This is a genomic window from Pseudomonas sp. LBUM1676 (assembly GCF_059695605.1).
The window spans coordinates 1,652,774-1,666,252 of record NZ_CP166777.1; the positions used below are offsets into that span (position 1 = coordinate 1,652,774).

Below are 13,479 nucleotides of genomic sequence, written 5' to 3' on the forward strand. Positions count from 1 at the left end.
GGCTCGACAATGGGCAGACACCGGTTTGAAGCAACAACGCGTTGGGAAACCCTGCGAGAGCGTCGCTTATTCCAGCACTGGTTGTGCAAATGCCCGGCGAACCGTGTCGTGGGAGAACTCGTCGGCGTGCTCCTGGACCCATTCGAGGGCCAGTGCCTGGTTATCGTGCAAGTCGCTGTGGGTATCATGCATGCGGCAATAACGTTCGATCTGGCACACCTGCTCGCCCATTCGCGCCGTGAATAGCGTCTGCTCGTCAACGAAAGCGATGCCCACCAGATAGCCGTGCTTGCGTCGCAGGCACCAGGCCACATAACCCAGGTAGCGCAGGTCCGGGTTCACGCTCGGCATGCGCACTTCCAGCGCCGTTCCGTGACGCCACGCACGGTGGTAATTGCAAGCCATGCCCCCGAGGCTGATAGTGTGCAGCTGTTGCCGCGAAATACACTCGGGTGTGAGCAACGTCAATTCAACGGGTACATCGTCAGGATGAGGAAGAAAACGTCCCATGAGCACGGACTCCATGTGTCGGCCATCTGACATTGTTCCCACCAGTATAGTGGTCGAATTGGAACTGACTGATTTCGACGCCGACCAACGGCTGCTGGCGATGAGCGGTGTTTCGCTGGTGATTTTCACCAGTATCGGCTGCGCCGGTTGCCGGTTTGCCCGTGAGCGACTGCCACGCCTGGATCTGGACGTGGATCGGTTGTGCTGGATAGATGCCGGGAACAATGGCGGGATCGTCGAGCGTTACCAGGTCTTACATTTGCCCGCGCTGTTCGTGGTACGCGACGGTGAGTTTTTTGGGACACTGAAATCACGCCTGACCCGTGACGATCTCAATGTGGCCGTAGGTCAGGCGCTGACCAGGACAGCAGAGGAGTTGCCATGACGGGTGCAGTAGCCAAACCGACAATCGGTATTATCGGAACCGGTGCGATCGGCGGGTTTTATGGGGTGATGCTGGCGCGAGCCGGTTTCGATGTGCATTTTCTGTTGCGCAGTGAATTTTCGGCCGTGGCCGAACGCGGGTTGCAACTCGACAGTGCGGTGCATGGTGCACTGACATTAAACCCGGTCCAGGCCTGTTCGACGGCCGAAGACATGCCGCCCTGCGACTGGTTGCTGGTGGGTGCCAAGACCACCGGCAATGCGGATCTGGCGCCGGCGATCATTCAGGCTGCGGCGCCGAATGCCAAAGTGCTGTTGTTGCAAAACGGCCTGGACGTCGAAGACAGCTTGCGCGAGAGGCTTCCCGATTCCCTGCACCTGCTGGGAGGGCTCTGCTATATCTGCGTCCATCGAGCCGGGCCCGGGATCATCACCCATCAGGCACTTGGCGCGGTGCATGTCGGTTACCACAGCGGTCCCGCCGTCGATGAGCCGACGCGCATGGTCATTCTCGAGGAGGGCGCCAGGCTGTTTCGCGCCGCTGGCATCGACTCCCAAACCATGACGAACCTGCACCAGGCGCGCTGGCAAAAACTGGTGTGGAATATCCCGTATAACGGTCTTTCGGTGCTGCTCGGTGCAAGCACCACACCCCTGATGGCCGATGCCGACAGCCGGGAACTGATCAAGGCGCTGATGGCCGAGGTGGTTCGGGGCGCAACCGCCTGCGGTCACCAGATTCCTGCCGGTTATGCCGAGCACCTGTTCGCAGTGACCGAGAAAATGCCCGACTACTGGCCGAGCATGTACCACGATTTCCTGCACAACCGACCGCTCGAGCTGGCGGCGATTTACGCCCGGCCCCTGGCGGCGGCCAAGGCGGCAGGGTGCGAGTTGCCGCGAGTTGAAGCGTTGTACCGCAGTTTGAGTTTTATCGATCGACGTAACACCTGAGTCGGTCAACCTGAGGGGGAAGGGCATGGCGAAAACTATCGACGACAAACTGGTGCTGGCGATTTCCTCGCGAGCGTTGTTCGACCTGAGCGAAAGCCACAAGGTCTATCTGTCGAGCGGTGTCGAGGCCTACCGGCAGTATCAGATCGAACACGAAGACGAAATCCTCGAGCCCGGCGATGCATTCCCGTTGGTGCAGAAACTGCTGAACCTCAATACCCATCTGGGCCGCGCCCGGGTCGAGGTGATCCTGGTGTCGCGCAACAGTGCCGACACCGGGCTGCGGGTGTTCAATTCGATCCATCATTATGGCCTGGCGATTTCCCGTGCGGCCTTTGTCGGCGGGCGCAGTCCTTATCCGTACCTGAAGGCCTTTGGCTGCGACCTGTTTCTCTCCACCCATGCCGAAGACGTGCGCAGTGCGCTGGATGCCGGGTTTGCCGCGGCGACCATTCTGTCCGGCGGCGCCAGTCGTGCGGCCAGCGATGAGTTGCGCATTGCCTTCGACGGCGACGCGGTGTTGTTTTCCGACGAATCGGAGCGCGTCTATCAGTCCGGTGGTCTGGAAGCCTTCCAGGCCAGCGAACGCGAAGCGGCCCGCGAGCCTTTGCGCGGCGGACCGTTCAAAGGCTTCCTGGCCGCCCTCAACCTGTTGCAGCGCGAGTTTCCCGACGACGCCTGTCCGATTCGTACGGCCCTGGTGACGGCGCGTTCGGCGCCGGCCCATGAGCGGGTGATCCGCACCTTGCGCGAGTGGGACATTCGTCTGGACGAGTCGTTGTTCCTCGGCGGCCTGACCAAGTCGGCGTTTCTCGAAGCCTTTGCCGCTGACGTGTTTTTCGACGATCAGGCCGGCCACTGCGAGTTGGCCCGCGAGGTGGTTGCCACTGGTCATGTGCCCCACGGCATAAGCAACGAGCAAAAGGTTTAAGCCTGCGCTTCAAGGTGTTGCACGGCCCGTCGTACTCGCCAAGGCACTGCTAAGCTGAATCAATCTCCGCCATGTTGGCACTCGAGGAGGTCATATGATTCGTTCGATGCTATATGCCACTGACCTCGGCCTGTACGCGCCTTTGGTGATGCAGCATGCCCTGGCGCTGGCGAAAACATTCAACGCCGACCTCTATGTGGTGCACGCCGTCGAGCCGATGGGGCTGTTCGCCGAGTCGGTGCTGCAGAGTTACCTCGATGAGCAGGCGCTGAACGAGTTTCACAATCAGGGCTTGAATACGGTGATCGCCAATATCGAGCGGCGGGTCCTCGACAGCTTTCGTGAGGAGCTGGGAGAGGACGGTGTGCAGGACCTGGAACGGATCAAGGCGGTGCGGGTGCTGCAGGGCGACCCGTCGCAGGTGATTCTCGACCAGGCGCAGAAACTCTCCGTGGATTTGTTGATCGTAGGTAGTCATAGCCATGGGGCTGGCGCGGAAACGCCGCTGGGCAGGACCGCGGCGCGGGTGTTGCAACTGTCGCGGGTGCCGGTCTATCTGGTACCCCGGGTGGAGCGTCGGCGCCAAGGGGATCGCTAGAACACGAATAACGGCAGTTTGACAAAAAAGTTCTAGATTTATTCTTCAAACCATTAATATAGTTATATACCGTCGCTGATGCCCGTGGCGTCTACCTGCTTTGAGGGATTGATATGAAGCTTCAACAACTGCGCTACATCTGGGAAGTGGCGCACCACGACCTCAACGTCTCGGCAACAGCCCAAAGCCTGTACACCTCGCAGCCGGGCATCAGCAAGCAGATCCGCCTGCTGGAAGACGAATTGGGAGTCGAGGTTTTCGCCCGCAGCGGCAAGCACCTGACTCGCGTCACACCGGCCGGCGAGCGCATCATCACCACCGCCGGCGAGATCCTGCGCAAGGTAGAAAGCATCAAGCAGATCGCCCAGGAATTCTCCAACGAGAAGAAGGGCACCCTGTCGATTGCCACAACGCACACCCAGGCCCGTTATGCCTTGCCGCCGGTGATCAGCAATTTCATCAAGCAATACCCGGACGTTGCCCTGCACATGCACCAGGGTTCGCCGATGCAGATCGCGGAAATGGCCGCTGACGGCACCGTGGATTTTGCCATCGCCACCGAAGCGCTCGAACTGTTCGGCGATCTGGTGATGATGCCGTGCTATCGCTGGAACCGCTGCGTGGTCGTGCCGCACGGCCACCCGCTGACCAAGCTGTCGAAGCTGACCCTCGAAGCCCTGGCCGAATACCCGATCGTCACTTATGTGTTCGGTTTCACCGGACGTTCAAAGCTCGACGAAGCCTTCAGCCATCGCGGCCTGACACCCAAAGTGGTGTTCACGGCGGCCGACGCCGACGTGATCAAGACTTACGTGCGGCTGGGCCTGGGCGTGGGCATCGTGGCGAAAATGGCGGTGGACAGCAAACTCGACAGTGACCTGGTGATGCTCGATGCCAGCGAGCTGTTCGAATCCAGCGTCACCAAGATCGGTTTCCGTCGCGGCACCTTCCTGCGTGGCTTCATGTGCGACTTCATCGAGAAGTTTGCGCCACACCTGACCCGCGAAGTCATGGCCAAGGCCATTCAGTGCCACAACAAGCAGGAACTGGAAGAACTGTTCGACGGCGTCGAGCTACCGGTCCATTAAGCGCCTGCCCTCCTAGATCACCTCGGTGACAGCGAACTGTTGCCGAGTGCCCGCCACCAGGATCTCCACCTCGTCGCCGTCGAACTTGCCCAGCAGGCTTTTGCCCAGTGGCGAGCGAGGGGTGATGACGGTGATCAGCTGCCCCACCAGATCGATCTTCAAGCCGGCCGCGTCGGGGGCCAGGAACAGCCATTGCTCGCGACCCTTCTCGTCCTTCAGACCGAGCAGGGCGCCGACTTCGATGCCGCGCCGATTGTCGTAGGGGCGCAGAATCAGGTTCTGGCAAAGCGTGAGTGACTGCCTGATTTCTTCCACCCGTTTAGCCTGTCCGGCCGCCAGATAAGACGCCTCCAGCCCCAGGGTGTCGTACTTGTTTTCGGCGATGTTCTCTTCATGGGTCGCGGTTTCGTAAGCGGTTTGCGCGGCGCGCTCGGCGATGTCGAGATCGATCCGCAGCTTGTCGAGAATCAGTTGGTGGACAGAGTGTTTATTCATGGTCAGTCGCAGAATTGCATGACATTGGCCCGGCTTTTTTCGCTGGGTGCGGTGCGGTCCTGTTGCAGCCAGAACTGGCATTTCGGATTGGCCAGGTTGCGGTTGCTGCCGCGAGCCTGATCGAGGCGTTGCTGCTGCTCGTTCTTGCGCAGATTCTCTTCATACTGGTCGAACAGCGGGCTCTGGGGTGGAATATCCGGCACCGGCTGCGCCACCACCGGCGGTTTGGCCAGTTGCTCTACCGCGGCGGCGACGGGTGCCAGTTGCTCGCTGAACAACAGGCGCGAGGCGAGCCAGGCGGTCAGCGCTATTGCCATGAATCCCAGCCACAGACCGAGGGCGATGCTGGTACTCAGTTGCAACGCCTTGAGCTGGATCGGCAACGGCCGGCGCGGGTTGGATCGGTAGGGCATGGCTGCCTCCTGGCGGATGGTCGCGGGCAGTGGCGATTGTCGCATGAAGATTAATCGCCGTCGGGTCTTCTGTACGGGGTAATTTATGCGCAGAATCGGCGCCTTTGCCAACGGGAGCCTGGAATGCCTGAACTGAAAACCCGCTGGGATATTTTTTGCACCGTGGTCGACAACTTTGGCGACATCGGTGTGACCTGGCGCCTGGCCCGACAACTGGTGGCCGAGCATTCGCTGGCGGTGCGCCTGTGGGTCGATGATCTGCGCGCCTTTGAACGCTTGTGTCCGGCCATCGACCTCAACGCCTCACAGCAATGGCAAGAGGGGGTCGAGGTGCGTCAGTGGACGGCCGACTGGCAACCCACCGAGGCGGCTGATGTGGTCATCGCCGCCTTCGCTTGCCAGTTGCCCGGTGCTTACATGGACGCCATGGCCGCGAGGGAAAAACCGCCGCTCTGGATGAATCTCGACTATCTGAGCGCCGAGAACTGGATCGTTGGCTGCCACGGTTTGCCGTCGGTAAAGTACAAGCACGTGCAGAAGTTCTTTTTCTTCCCCGGGTTCGAGAAGGGCACCGGTGGGTTATTGCGTGAGAACGGGTTGCTGGAGCGGCGTCGGCAGTTTCAGCAAAGTCCCGAGGCCCAGCGAAAATTCCTGCAAGGCCTGAGGATCGATCGCGCCGAGGGCGCGCAATTGATCTCGCTGTTTGCCTACGAGAATACCGGGCTGGCGAGTTGGCTCGACACCCTGGCGGGCGATTCGATGCCCACCCATCTGCTGGTACCGGAAGGGCGGATTCTCGGAGACGTCGAACGCTGGTTGGGCGTAGACGGGTTGGCGGCCGGCGCCGTGCATGTGCGCGAAGCCTTGACCGTGCAAGTCCTGCCATTCGTCCGACAGGATCAGTATGACCAGCTGTTATGGAGCTGCGATTTCAACGCCGTGCGCGGCGAAGACTCCTTTGTCCGCGCGCAATGGGCTGGGCGGCCGTTGCTCTGGCACATCTATCAGCAGGAAGAAGATGTCCATCTGGACAAGCTCGAGGCCTTCCTTGAGCGCTATGTAAAAGGTCTTTCGCCGCCTGCCAGCGAGGCGATCAGCGGTCTCTGGCGGGCATGGAACGCGGGTGAGACAATGACCGACCACTGGCAATCGACCCGCAAACACTGGCCCGAACTGCAAAAACATGCCGAAGCGTGGTGTCTGGAACAGGCCTTGCAGGCTGATCTTGCCGCGGCGCTGGTACAGTTTTATGTAAATTGGATATGATACGCGGCCTAGATTTTTGTAAATCCCATCCAAATTCGGATATTCGCAATGAAAACTGGTAAAGAACTGAAACCCGGTACCGTGATCCGTCTCGAAAACGATCCTTGGCTGGTTCAGAAAGCTGAATTCACCAAGTCCGGTCGTAACAGCGCGATCATGAAGACCAAGCTGAAAAACCTGCTGACCGGTTACAAGACCGAGATCGTTTACAGCGCCGACGACAAACTGGACGACGTGATCCTCGACCGCAAGGAAGCGACCCTGTCCTTCATCAGCGGCGACACTTACACGTTCATGGACACCACCGACTACACCATGTACGAGCTGAACGCTGAAGACATCGAAGCCGTTCTGCCTTTCGTCGAAGAAGGCATGACCGACGTCTGCGAAGCGATCTTCTTCGAAGAGCGTCTGGTTTCCGTAGAACTGCCGACCACCATCGTGCGTCAGGTCGACTACACCGAAGGTTCCGCTCGCGGCGACACTTCCGGCAAGGTGATGAAGCCTGCCAAACTGAAGAACGGTACCGAACTGTCGGTTGCCGACTTCATCGAAATCGGCGACATGATCGAGATCGATACCCGCGAAGGCGGTTCCTACAAAGGCCGTGCGAAATAAGCACCGCTTCAGGAATGAAAAAGCCCGACCATTGAGTCGGGCTTTTTTGTGCCTGCTGTGATTTAGAGACCAACGCAGAACATGTGGGAGCGAGCTTGCTCGCGATGGCGGTAGAACAGTCGACATCAATGTTGAAGGTGCCGCCGCCATCGCGAGCAGGCTCGCTCCCACATTTGTACGGCGTTATTTCTTCAGTCCCTCGAGTTGCACAGTGCTCGTTCCCAACGATCAGACAGTCACGTGCAAGCGCACATCGACATTGCCCCGGGTGGCGTTGGAATACGGGCAGACCTGGTGGGCTGCTTCGACCAGGCTTTGCGCATCGGCTTGCTCAAGGCCGGGCAGGCTGATGTGCAGGTCGATGTCCAGCCCGAAACCACCAGGGATCTGGCCGATGCCGACATGAGCGGTGATCGAAGCGTCATTGGGGATGCTGCGTTTGGTCTGGCTGGCGACGAATTTCAGCGCGCCGATAAAGCAGGCGGAGTAGCCGGCTGCGAACAGTTGCTCAGGGTTGGTCGCTGCGCCGCCGGCACCGCCGAGTTCCTTGGGCGTGGCGAGCTTGACGTCGAGGATGTTGTCGTTGGAAACCGCACGACCGTCACGGCCACCGGTGGAGGTTGCGATTGCGGTGTAGAGAGTTTGCATGGAGAAAGCCTCGTTCGGGTCTGTTTGTTTACGCTAAATGTTTGCGCGCTAAATAAGTGCGAAATGAATGTATCGCGCTAATGTTTAGTGCGCAAGCTAAATTTCGGAAAAGGATTTGATGAGACTGATCAGGCGCGAGTTCAGGTATGAGGGGATTGCAGAATCAGAGCGGTCGGGAAAGGGGTTCTTCGACAGTGAATTTTTTGAGGAAGGTGATCCGAGATCGCCCTCCCACAATGGATCGAGGTGTTGCTGGGATCAGAGGCTGTCTTGCAGATTACTGCGTAGCTCCTGCAGCTCCGCTTGCAGTTTCTGCAGCCTGTCCAGCGTCATCCCGCTGGCGCCGAGAATGCACCGAGGCACATCACGGGCCTTGTCCCGCAGGGCGCGGCCTTGCTCGGTGAGTTCAACGATCACCACTCGCTCATCCTCACGGCTGCGGGTACGGCTGAGCAAGCCTTCGACCTCCAGGCGTTTGAGCAGGGGGGTCAGCGAGCCAGGATCCGTCAGCAGTCGCGTGCTGATTTCGCCTACGGTCAAACCGTCCCGTTCCCACAACACCATCATCGCCAGGTATTGCGGATAGGTCAGACCCAATGCCTGCAACAGCGGCTTGTAGACCTTGGTCATCAGCAACGAGGTGGAATGCAGGGCGAAGCAGGCCTGGTTATCCAGCAGCAGTTCGTCGCAGTTATCCGGGGTGTTGCGCTTGGTGGTCATTTCGAAGCCTTGATCAGTGATCGTGACAAATCTAGCGGGCGAATCTTTAACGCGCCAGATAATTCGGGTGCAAGCATTCCAGGCATCAGTGACGCTCGAGGCTGTTCTGCAGCGCCAGATCCCACGGCGGCACCGGGCTGAAGCGGGTCTTGAGGTATTCCAGCAACAAGCGACTGCGTGAATCGGCTTGTCGCTCCAGGCGCAGGGCATAGATGCCGGTGGTCTCTGGTGGCGGCAGGCCGTTCTCGCAGAACAACGGCAGCAGGTCGCCGCGCAGCAAGTGCTCGCTGGTAAGCCAGGTGGGCAAGTGCGCGACACCCAGCCCGGCCAGTGCGCCGCAGAGCAGCGCTTCGGCGTTATTGGCGCTCAGGCGGATGCGCCCAGGGCGGTGAAGCTGCAGGTGCCCGTCGCGCTCGAAGCGCCAGGCGAAGGGCGGCGCCAGGCCCTCCCAGTCGAGACCGGCATGTTCGGCCAGTTGCGCCGGATCAGTCGGTACACCCTGTTGCTGCAAATAGTCGGGGCTGGCGCAGGCGATACGTACCATGCTGGCCAGCGGTGTGGCCACCAGCCGGGTGTCGGCCAGTTGCCCGGCGCGCAGCACCAGGTCGACCTTGCCCAGGTTCAAGCCCTGCATGTCGACAAAACTCTCGATCAGATGCAGCTGCACGTCGAGGCCGGGGTAGAGCAGCAGAAAATCGGCGATCACCGGCGCCAGGTGCAGCCGACCGAACGCTGCCGGCGCATCAATCCGGATCAGACCCTCCGGTGCACTGCTGAGGGATACCGCTTCCGCCCGGGCCAACTGCAGTTCTGCCACGATCCGCCGCGCGCGCTCGGCAAAGGCCAATCCTGCCGGTGTCGCCCGCACCGCGTGGGTGCTGCGCATGAACAACTGGCTGCCAACGGCATTTTCCAGGCTGTCGATGCGTCGCGCCACTGCCGATGGAGTCAGTGGATGGCGGCGGGACGCGGCGGAAAAGCTGCCGGTTTCCAGCACGTCGAGGAACAGGCCCAGTTGCTCGGTCAATTGATTGGGATTCATGCATCGTCTGCGCTTGTGCGAATTTGGCATTGCCATTGTGCGTTGCTGTGCGTTTCCCTGCCAGAGCTGACTGCGTAGCATGAACACACTGACGTTGAGGGAATGGCAAGTGATCGAGTTTTTGATGTACCTGGTGTTCGGCGCCGCCTTGGGAACCCTGGGTGGATTATTCGGCATCGGCGGCGGTCTGGTCGCGATTCCACTGCTGGGCGTGCTGTTCGGCCTCGATCAGCAGATCGCCCAAGGCACGGCGCTGGTGATGGTAGTGCCCAATGTCATGCTGGCGCTGTGGCGTTATCACCAGCGCAACCGGATCGAGATGCGCCTTGCCTTGCCGCTGGCTTCGATGGGCTTCTGTTTCGCCTGGATCGGCTCGATCTGGGCGGTCGGCATCGATGCGCAAACCATGCGCATCGCGTTTGTTGCGTTCCTGGTTGCGCTGTCGGCCTACAACCTGGTGCGAATGTTCATCACCCCTTCGCCGCCTTCGGCGCAGATGAACAATTCGCCAAGGTGGCTGGGTGTCCTCGGCGCCGCGTCAGGCAGCATGGGCGGCTTGTTTGGCGTGGGCGCGGCGGTGGTGGCAACGCCGGTTTTGACCAGTATATTCGGCACCAGCCAGGTGGTTGCGCAAGGGCTGTCACTGGCGCTGGCATTACCGAGTACCAGTGTCACGCTGGTCACTTATGCAGTGCACCATGAAGTGGACTGGATGATCGGCGTGCCCTTGGCGGTCGGCGGCCTGATGAGCATCAGTTGGGGGGTGAAGGTCGCCCACGCCTTGCCGGAGCGGCTGCTGCGCGGGCTGTTCTGCGGGTTCCTGGTGGTGTGCGCGGTGATGCTCGCCGTTAAAGTTTGAAGCCTTCGACGATGTGCTCGGCCAGGCACTCGGTGATCGGCGACGGATTGTGCAGGTTGCGCAGCAGCATGATGCTCGCCTCTGGCAGGACCGGAAGGTCTTCGGCTTCACCGAGAATGCGCATGTCGTGGGTGATAAGGCTTTCCAGTTGTGCGGTGATGGCCAGGCCGGCACTGACCACCGCCATGATCGCCGACAGGCTGGAGCTGTTGTAGGCGACGCGGTAATCGCGGCCCATGGCGTCCAGCGCATTGCACGCCCACAGCCTGCAGAAACAGTCGCTGTTGAACATCGCCAGCGGCAACGGCGTCTGCTCATGCACGCTGTAGCACTGCGCTTCGGCCCAGACAAACCGCTCCTTGCGCAGCAACTGGCCGATCTCGTTGCCCGGTTCCCGGGTGACGATGGACAGGTCCAGGTCCTGGCGCAGCAGCAATTGTTTTGATGATTCGCAGTGCACCTCGATCTGGATCAGCGGATAGGACTGGGCAAATCGACGCAGAATCCCCGGCAGAAAGCGCATGACGTAGTCGTCCGGTGTGCCGATGCGCACCGTGCCGACCATGTGCGGTTCGCGCAAGGTATTGAACACCTCGCTGTGCAGCTTGAGGATGCGTCGAGCATAACCCAGCAGCACCTGGCCTTCAGCCGTCAGCCGCACCTGCCGTCCATCGCGCTGGAATAACTGGCGCTGCAACACGTCCTCTTCCAGGCGCTTCATCTGCATGCTCACGGCGGACTGGGTGCGGTTGACGTGTTCACCGGCGCGGGTAAAACCGCCCTGGTCGGCAATGGCGACAAAGGTGCGCAGCACTTCGGTGTCGATACTCGGGTAGGCGGACATTCATCAATCTCCGAGATGTGTTGCATCAGAAACATTCGTTGGATTGATCTTAGCGCCGGCGCGACACTTGAGCCATCCAAACGGAGGGCAACACGATGAAAGGTCAAAACGATTTTATCACGGTAGAAAAACACTCCATCCACCTGGTGTCCGACCTGCTGCACAAGATCAACCGCTGGTACGAACTGCACCGCGAACGGGAAATGTTGGCGGGTATGAGTGATGAAGCGTTGAAGGATATCGGTCTGACTCGCGCGGATGTCGCGCAGGAAGCCGAGCGACACTTCTGGCAAGACCCCCTGAGCAATGGAAAATAAGCTCAATGGTCGGTGAGACATGCTTGGTCACAACCCCATGATTCAGGCGCAATGCCCGGAAAAATTGGGTCTGTGCCGAGCAGAAACAGGCAGTCATAGACATTCGCTGGAGCGAATCCGACAACTGCCCAAGACTGCCGCCTCGACGTAGAGGAGTCACTTCATGGAACGAATATTGACTGCAAGAAACAGCACGCTACAGACATTGAGTACGACCTTGAGCAGGGTCGGCCTGCCGCTCTCCAGGGCAACGGCGCAGCTGAAGCGCTGGGGACAATTGAGCAGGGACCGCGCCGAACTGGCGCGCTTGAGCGACGACTGTCTGCGCGATATCGGCTTGAGTCGGGCTGAGGTCATGATGGAGTCGGCCCGGCCGTTCTGGGACGATCCGCTCAAGCGATAAGACGGCGGCGCTGGCGTTTTATGCCCAGGTCGCTAAGGTGGGGAGAAACCTCGCCATGGACCGTTGAATGTCCACTTCCTCGAGCTTTTCCTTGAAACAGGCCAGACGCCTGGCACTCGCTGCCCAGGGATTTACCGGGCGTCAGCCGCCACCGCTGGTCAAGTCGGCCCGGGTCAATCGATTGATCGAACGCCTGGGTTCGGTGCAGATCGACTCGGTCAATGCATTGGTGCGCTCGCACTACCTGCCGTTGTTCTCCCGCCTCGGCCATTACTCGGCTGATTTACTTGACCAGGCTGCCTGGGGTCAGGGCCGGCAACGCACGCTGTTCGAATATTGGGGGCACGAAGCCTCGCTGCTGCCCCTGTCGATGTACCCGTTGATGCGCTGGCGCATGCTGCGCGCGAGCCGTGGCGAGGATATCTATCAGCAACTGGCGCGGTTCGGCCGGGAGCAGCAGGAGACGATACGCCGGGTGCTGGCCTCGGTTCAGGCGCTTGGCGCGCTGGGGGCCGGCAGTCTCTCGACCCGGCAAGAACGGGCAGGGCCCTGGTGGGACTGGAGCGCGGAGAAACATGCACTGGAATGGTTGTTCGCCGCCGGTGAAGTGACCGTGGCCGGGCGGCGCGGATTCGAGCGGCTTTATGATTTGCCGGAGCGGGTGATTCCATCGACGATTCTGCAGCAGCCCCAGCTCTCGGAAGCCGAGGCGCAGCGTGGTTTGTTGCTGCACGCGGCAACGGCCTTGGGTGTCGGTACGGAAAAGGACCTGCGCGACTATTTTCGCCTGGGTCCGGCAGACAGCCGGCCGCGCCTGGCGGAGTTGGTCGAACGCGGTGACTTGCTGACCTGCGAGGTTCAGGGCTGGCGCCAACCGGCGTTCTGCCTGCCCGAGCCGAAAGTGCCGCGCAAGGTTCAGACCAGTGCGCTGCTGTCACCCTTCGACTCGCTGATCTGGGAACGCAGCCGCACCGAACGGCTGTTCGATTTTCGCTACCGGCTGGAGATTTACACGCCCCGGCACAAGCGGGTCTATGGCTATTACGTGTTGCCGTTCTTGCACAACGAGCGGATTGCCGCGCGGGTGGATCTGCGCGCGGAGCGGGCGCTGGGCAGGCTGGCGGTGCACGCGGTGCATGAGGAGGAGCCGGGGCTGGATGAGGAGGGGATGCTGGCGTTGGCGGTCAATCTGCGGCGGATGGCGCAGTGGCTGGGGCTGGAGCGGGTTCAGTTGAACTGTCCGCGGGCGAGTGCGGCGCGGTTGAGGGTGGCATTGGCACAGCTCAGTGGTGATTGAACTGACGCCATCGCGAGCAAGCTCGCTCCTACAGTTGACCGCGTCCGTCTGGGCAACCCGGTCAACCGTGGGAGCGAGCTTGCTCGCAATGG

18 protein-coding genes are annotated in these 13,479 nt (G+C 60.5%); 11 read left to right on the forward strand and 7 right to left on the reverse strand.

Going from position 1 to position 13,479, the window contains the following annotated elements; translation table 11 throughout:
* Positions 1-66: 66 nt before the first annotated feature.
* On the reverse strand, positions 67-510 hold the full coding sequence (locus ACA041_RS07690) for a PilZ domain-containing protein (RefSeq protein WP_497440568.1): 444 nt from the start codon (positions 508-510) through the stop codon (positions 67-69).
* Here ACA041_RS07690 and ACA041_RS07695 point away from each other — a divergent pair.
* From ACA041_RS07695 to cysB, 5 genes are all read left to right on the forward strand, one after another.
* On the forward strand, positions 509-895 hold the full coding sequence (locus ACA041_RS07695) for a YbbN family protein (RefSeq protein ID WP_497440569.1): 387 nt from the start codon (positions 509-511) through the stop codon (positions 893-895). The two genes, ACA041_RS07690 and ACA041_RS07695, sit on opposite strands and share 2 nt — an antisense overlap.
* Positions 892-1,848: a putative 2-dehydropantoate 2-reductase gene (locus tag ACA041_RS07700; protein WP_497440570.1), complete on the forward strand. Its 957-nt coding sequence runs from the start codon at positions 892-894 to the stop codon at positions 1,846-1,848. Before ACA041_RS07695 ends, ACA041_RS07700 begins: the two co-directional genes overlap by 4 nt.
* A gap of 25 nt (positions 1,849-1,873) precedes the next feature.
* Positions 1,874-2,779 (forward strand): 5'-nucleotidase, encoded by a 906-nt coding sequence (locus ACA041_RS07705; RefSeq protein ID WP_497440571.1) that lies wholly within the window; start codon positions 1,874-1,876, stop codon positions 2,777-2,779.
* A 94-nt stretch (positions 2,780-2,873) separates the two neighbouring features.
* Positions 2,874-3,377, forward strand: a complete 504-nt coding sequence (locus ACA041_RS07710) for a universal stress protein (protein WP_497440572.1) — start codon at positions 2,874-2,876, stop codon at positions 3,375-3,377.
* A gap of 113 nt (positions 3,378-3,490) precedes the next feature.
* On the forward strand, positions 3,491-4,465 hold the full coding sequence (cysB, locus tag ACA041_RS07715) for an HTH-type transcriptional regulator CysB (protein WP_497440573.1): 975 nt from the start codon (positions 3,491-3,493) through the stop codon (positions 4,463-4,465).
* A 12-nt stretch (positions 4,466-4,477) separates the two neighbouring features.
* Here the strand turns inward: cysB and ACA041_RS07720 are convergent, their stop codons facing one another.
* Together ACA041_RS07720 and ACA041_RS07725 are read right to left on the reverse strand one after the other, a co-directional pair.
* A complete protein-coding gene (locus ACA041_RS07720; protein WP_497440574.1) occupies positions 4,478-4,960 on the reverse strand; it encodes a GreA/GreB family elongation factor in 483 nt (160 codons plus the stop codon).
* A 2-nt stretch (positions 4,961-4,962) separates the two neighbouring features.
* Positions 4,963-5,373, reverse strand: a complete 411-nt coding sequence (locus tag ACA041_RS07725; RefSeq protein ID WP_497440575.1) for a hypothetical protein — start codon at positions 5,371-5,373, stop codon at positions 4,963-4,965.
* A gap of 123 nt (positions 5,374-5,496) precedes the next feature.
* On the opposite strand from ACA041_RS07725, the gene earP reads away from it, so the two are divergent.
* Entirely contained in the window at positions 5,497-6,639 is a 1,143-nt protein-coding gene (earP, locus tag ACA041_RS07730; RefSeq protein ID WP_497440576.1) for an elongation factor P maturation arginine rhamnosyltransferase EarP, read from the forward strand.
* A gap of 48 nt (positions 6,640-6,687) precedes the next feature.
* Positions 6,688-7,257 (forward strand): elongation factor P, encoded by a 570-nt coding sequence (locus tag ACA041_RS07735; RefSeq protein WP_007943632.1) that lies wholly within the window; start codon positions 6,688-6,690, stop codon positions 7,255-7,257.
* A 228-nt stretch (positions 7,258-7,485) separates the two neighbouring features.
* Here the strand turns inward: ACA041_RS07735 and ACA041_RS07740 are convergent, their stop codons facing one another.
* The 3 genes from ACA041_RS07740 to ACA041_RS07750 form a co-directional block, all read right to left on the reverse strand.
* Positions 7,486-7,905, reverse strand: coding sequence for an organic hydroperoxide resistance protein (locus tag ACA041_RS07740; RefSeq protein WP_497440577.1), 420 nt, complete (start codon positions 7,903-7,905; stop codon positions 7,486-7,488).
* Positions 7,906-8,163: 258 nt separating this feature from the next.
* A complete protein-coding gene (locus ACA041_RS07745) occupies positions 8,164-8,625 on the reverse strand; it encodes a MarR family winged helix-turn-helix transcriptional regulator (protein WP_497440578.1) in 462 nt (153 codons plus the stop codon).
* An 85-nt stretch (positions 8,626-8,710) separates the two neighbouring features.
* The gene (locus tag ACA041_RS07750) at positions 8,711-9,667 is read right to left on the reverse strand and encodes a LysR family transcriptional regulator (RefSeq protein WP_497440579.1); all 957 of its coding nucleotides are present in this window, start codon (positions 9,665-9,667) and stop codon (positions 8,711-8,713) included.
* A 109-nt stretch (positions 9,668-9,776) separates the two neighbouring features.
* Between ACA041_RS07750 and ACA041_RS07755 the strand changes: the two genes are divergently transcribed.
* Positions 9,777-10,526 carry a sulfite exporter TauE/SafE family protein gene (locus ACA041_RS07755; RefSeq protein ID WP_497442023.1) on the forward strand — a complete coding sequence of 250 codons (750 nt, stop codon included), beginning with the start codon at positions 9,777-9,779 and terminating at the stop codon, positions 10,524-10,526.
* Here ACA041_RS07755 and ACA041_RS07760 read toward each other — a convergent pair.
* Positions 10,516-11,370, reverse strand: a complete 855-nt coding sequence (locus tag ACA041_RS07760) for a LysR substrate-binding domain-containing protein (protein ID WP_497440580.1) — start codon at positions 11,368-11,370, stop codon at positions 10,516-10,518. The genes ACA041_RS07755 and ACA041_RS07760 overlap by 11 nt on opposite strands.
* Positions 11,371-11,465: 95 nt before the next feature.
* On the opposite strand from ACA041_RS07760, the gene ACA041_RS07765 reads away from it, so the two are divergent.
* The 3 genes from ACA041_RS07765 (at position 11,466) to ACA041_RS07775 (ending at position 13,387) form a co-directional block, all read left to right on the forward strand.
* On the forward strand, positions 11,466-11,687 hold the full coding sequence (locus ACA041_RS07765) for a DUF1127 domain-containing protein (RefSeq protein WP_497440581.1): 222 nt from the start codon (positions 11,466-11,468) through the stop codon (positions 11,685-11,687).
* Between the two features lie 163 nt (positions 11,688-11,850).
* Complete coding sequence (locus ACA041_RS07770) at positions 11,851-12,090, forward strand: DUF1127 domain-containing protein (protein WP_497440582.1); 240 nt, start codon at positions 11,851-11,853, stop codon at positions 12,088-12,090.
* A 67-nt stretch (positions 12,091-12,157) separates the two neighbouring features.
* On the forward strand, positions 12,158-13,387 hold the full coding sequence (locus ACA041_RS07775; RefSeq protein WP_497440583.1) for a winged helix-turn-helix domain-containing protein: 1,230 nt from the start codon (positions 12,158-12,160) through the stop codon (positions 13,385-13,387).
* The last annotated feature ends 92 nt before the right edge of the window (positions 13,388-13,479 follow it).

What these genes read in the sequence shown, in the direction of transcription:
- ACA041_RS07695 (WP_497440569.1), top strand. Translation starts at nt 509, where the DNA reads ATGAGCACGGACTCCATGTGTCGGCCATCTGACATTGTTCCCACCAGT.
- ACA041_RS07690 (WP_497440568.1), bottom strand. Translation starts at nt 510, where the DNA reads ATGGGACGTTTTCTTCCTCATCCTGACGATGTACCCGTTGAATTGACG.
- ACA041_RS07700 (WP_497440570.1), top strand. Translation starts at nt 892, where the DNA reads ATGACGGGTGCAGTAGCCAAACCGACAATCGGTATTATCGGAACCGGT.
- ACA041_RS07705 (WP_497440571.1), top strand. Translation starts at nt 1,874, where the DNA reads ATGGCGAAAACTATCGACGACAAACTGGTGCTGGCGATTTCCTCGCGA.
- ACA041_RS07710 (WP_497440572.1), top strand. Translation starts at nt 2,874, where the DNA reads ATGATTCGTTCGATGCTATATGCCACTGACCTCGGCCTGTACGCGCCT.
- cysB (WP_497440573.1), top strand. Translation starts at nt 3,491, where the DNA reads ATGAAGCTTCAACAACTGCGCTACATCTGGGAAGTGGCGCACCACGAC.
- ACA041_RS07720 (WP_497440574.1), bottom strand. Translation starts at nt 4,960, where the DNA reads ATGAATAAACACTCTGTCCACCAACTGATTCTCGACAAGCTGCGGATC.
- ACA041_RS07725 (WP_497440575.1), bottom strand. Translation starts at nt 5,373, where the DNA reads ATGCCCTACCGATCCAACCCGCGCCGGCCGTTGCCGATCCAGCTCAAG.
- earP (WP_497440576.1), top strand. Translation starts at nt 5,497, where the DNA reads ATGCCTGAACTGAAAACCCGCTGGGATATTTTTTGCACCGTGGTCGAC.
- ACA041_RS07735 (WP_007943632.1), top strand. Translation starts at nt 6,688, where the DNA reads ATGAAAACTGGTAAAGAACTGAAACCCGGTACCGTGATCCGTCTCGAA.
- ACA041_RS07740 (WP_497440577.1), bottom strand. Translation starts at nt 7,905, where the DNA reads ATGCAAACTCTCTACACCGCAATCGCAACCTCCACCGGTGGCCGTGAC.
- ACA041_RS07745 (WP_497440578.1), bottom strand. Translation starts at nt 8,625, where the DNA reads ATGACCACCAAGCGCAACACCCCGGATAACTGCGACGAACTGCTGCTG.
- ACA041_RS07750 (WP_497440579.1), bottom strand. Translation starts at nt 9,667, where the DNA reads ATGAATCCCAATCAATTGACCGAGCAACTGGGCCTGTTCCTCGACGTG.
- ACA041_RS07760 (WP_497440580.1), bottom strand. Translation starts at nt 11,370, where the DNA reads ATGTCCGCCTACCCGAGTATCGACACCGAAGTGCTGCGCACCTTTGTC.
- ACA041_RS07765 (WP_497440581.1), top strand. Translation starts at nt 11,466, where the DNA reads ATGAAAGGTCAAAACGATTTTATCACGGTAGAAAAACACTCCATCCAC.
- ACA041_RS07770 (WP_497440582.1), top strand. Translation starts at nt 11,851, where the DNA reads ATGGAACGAATATTGACTGCAAGAAACAGCACGCTACAGACATTGAGT.
- ACA041_RS07775 (WP_497440583.1), top strand. Translation starts at nt 12,158, where the DNA reads ATGTCCACTTCCTCGAGCTTTTCCTTGAAACAGGCCAGACGCCTGGCA.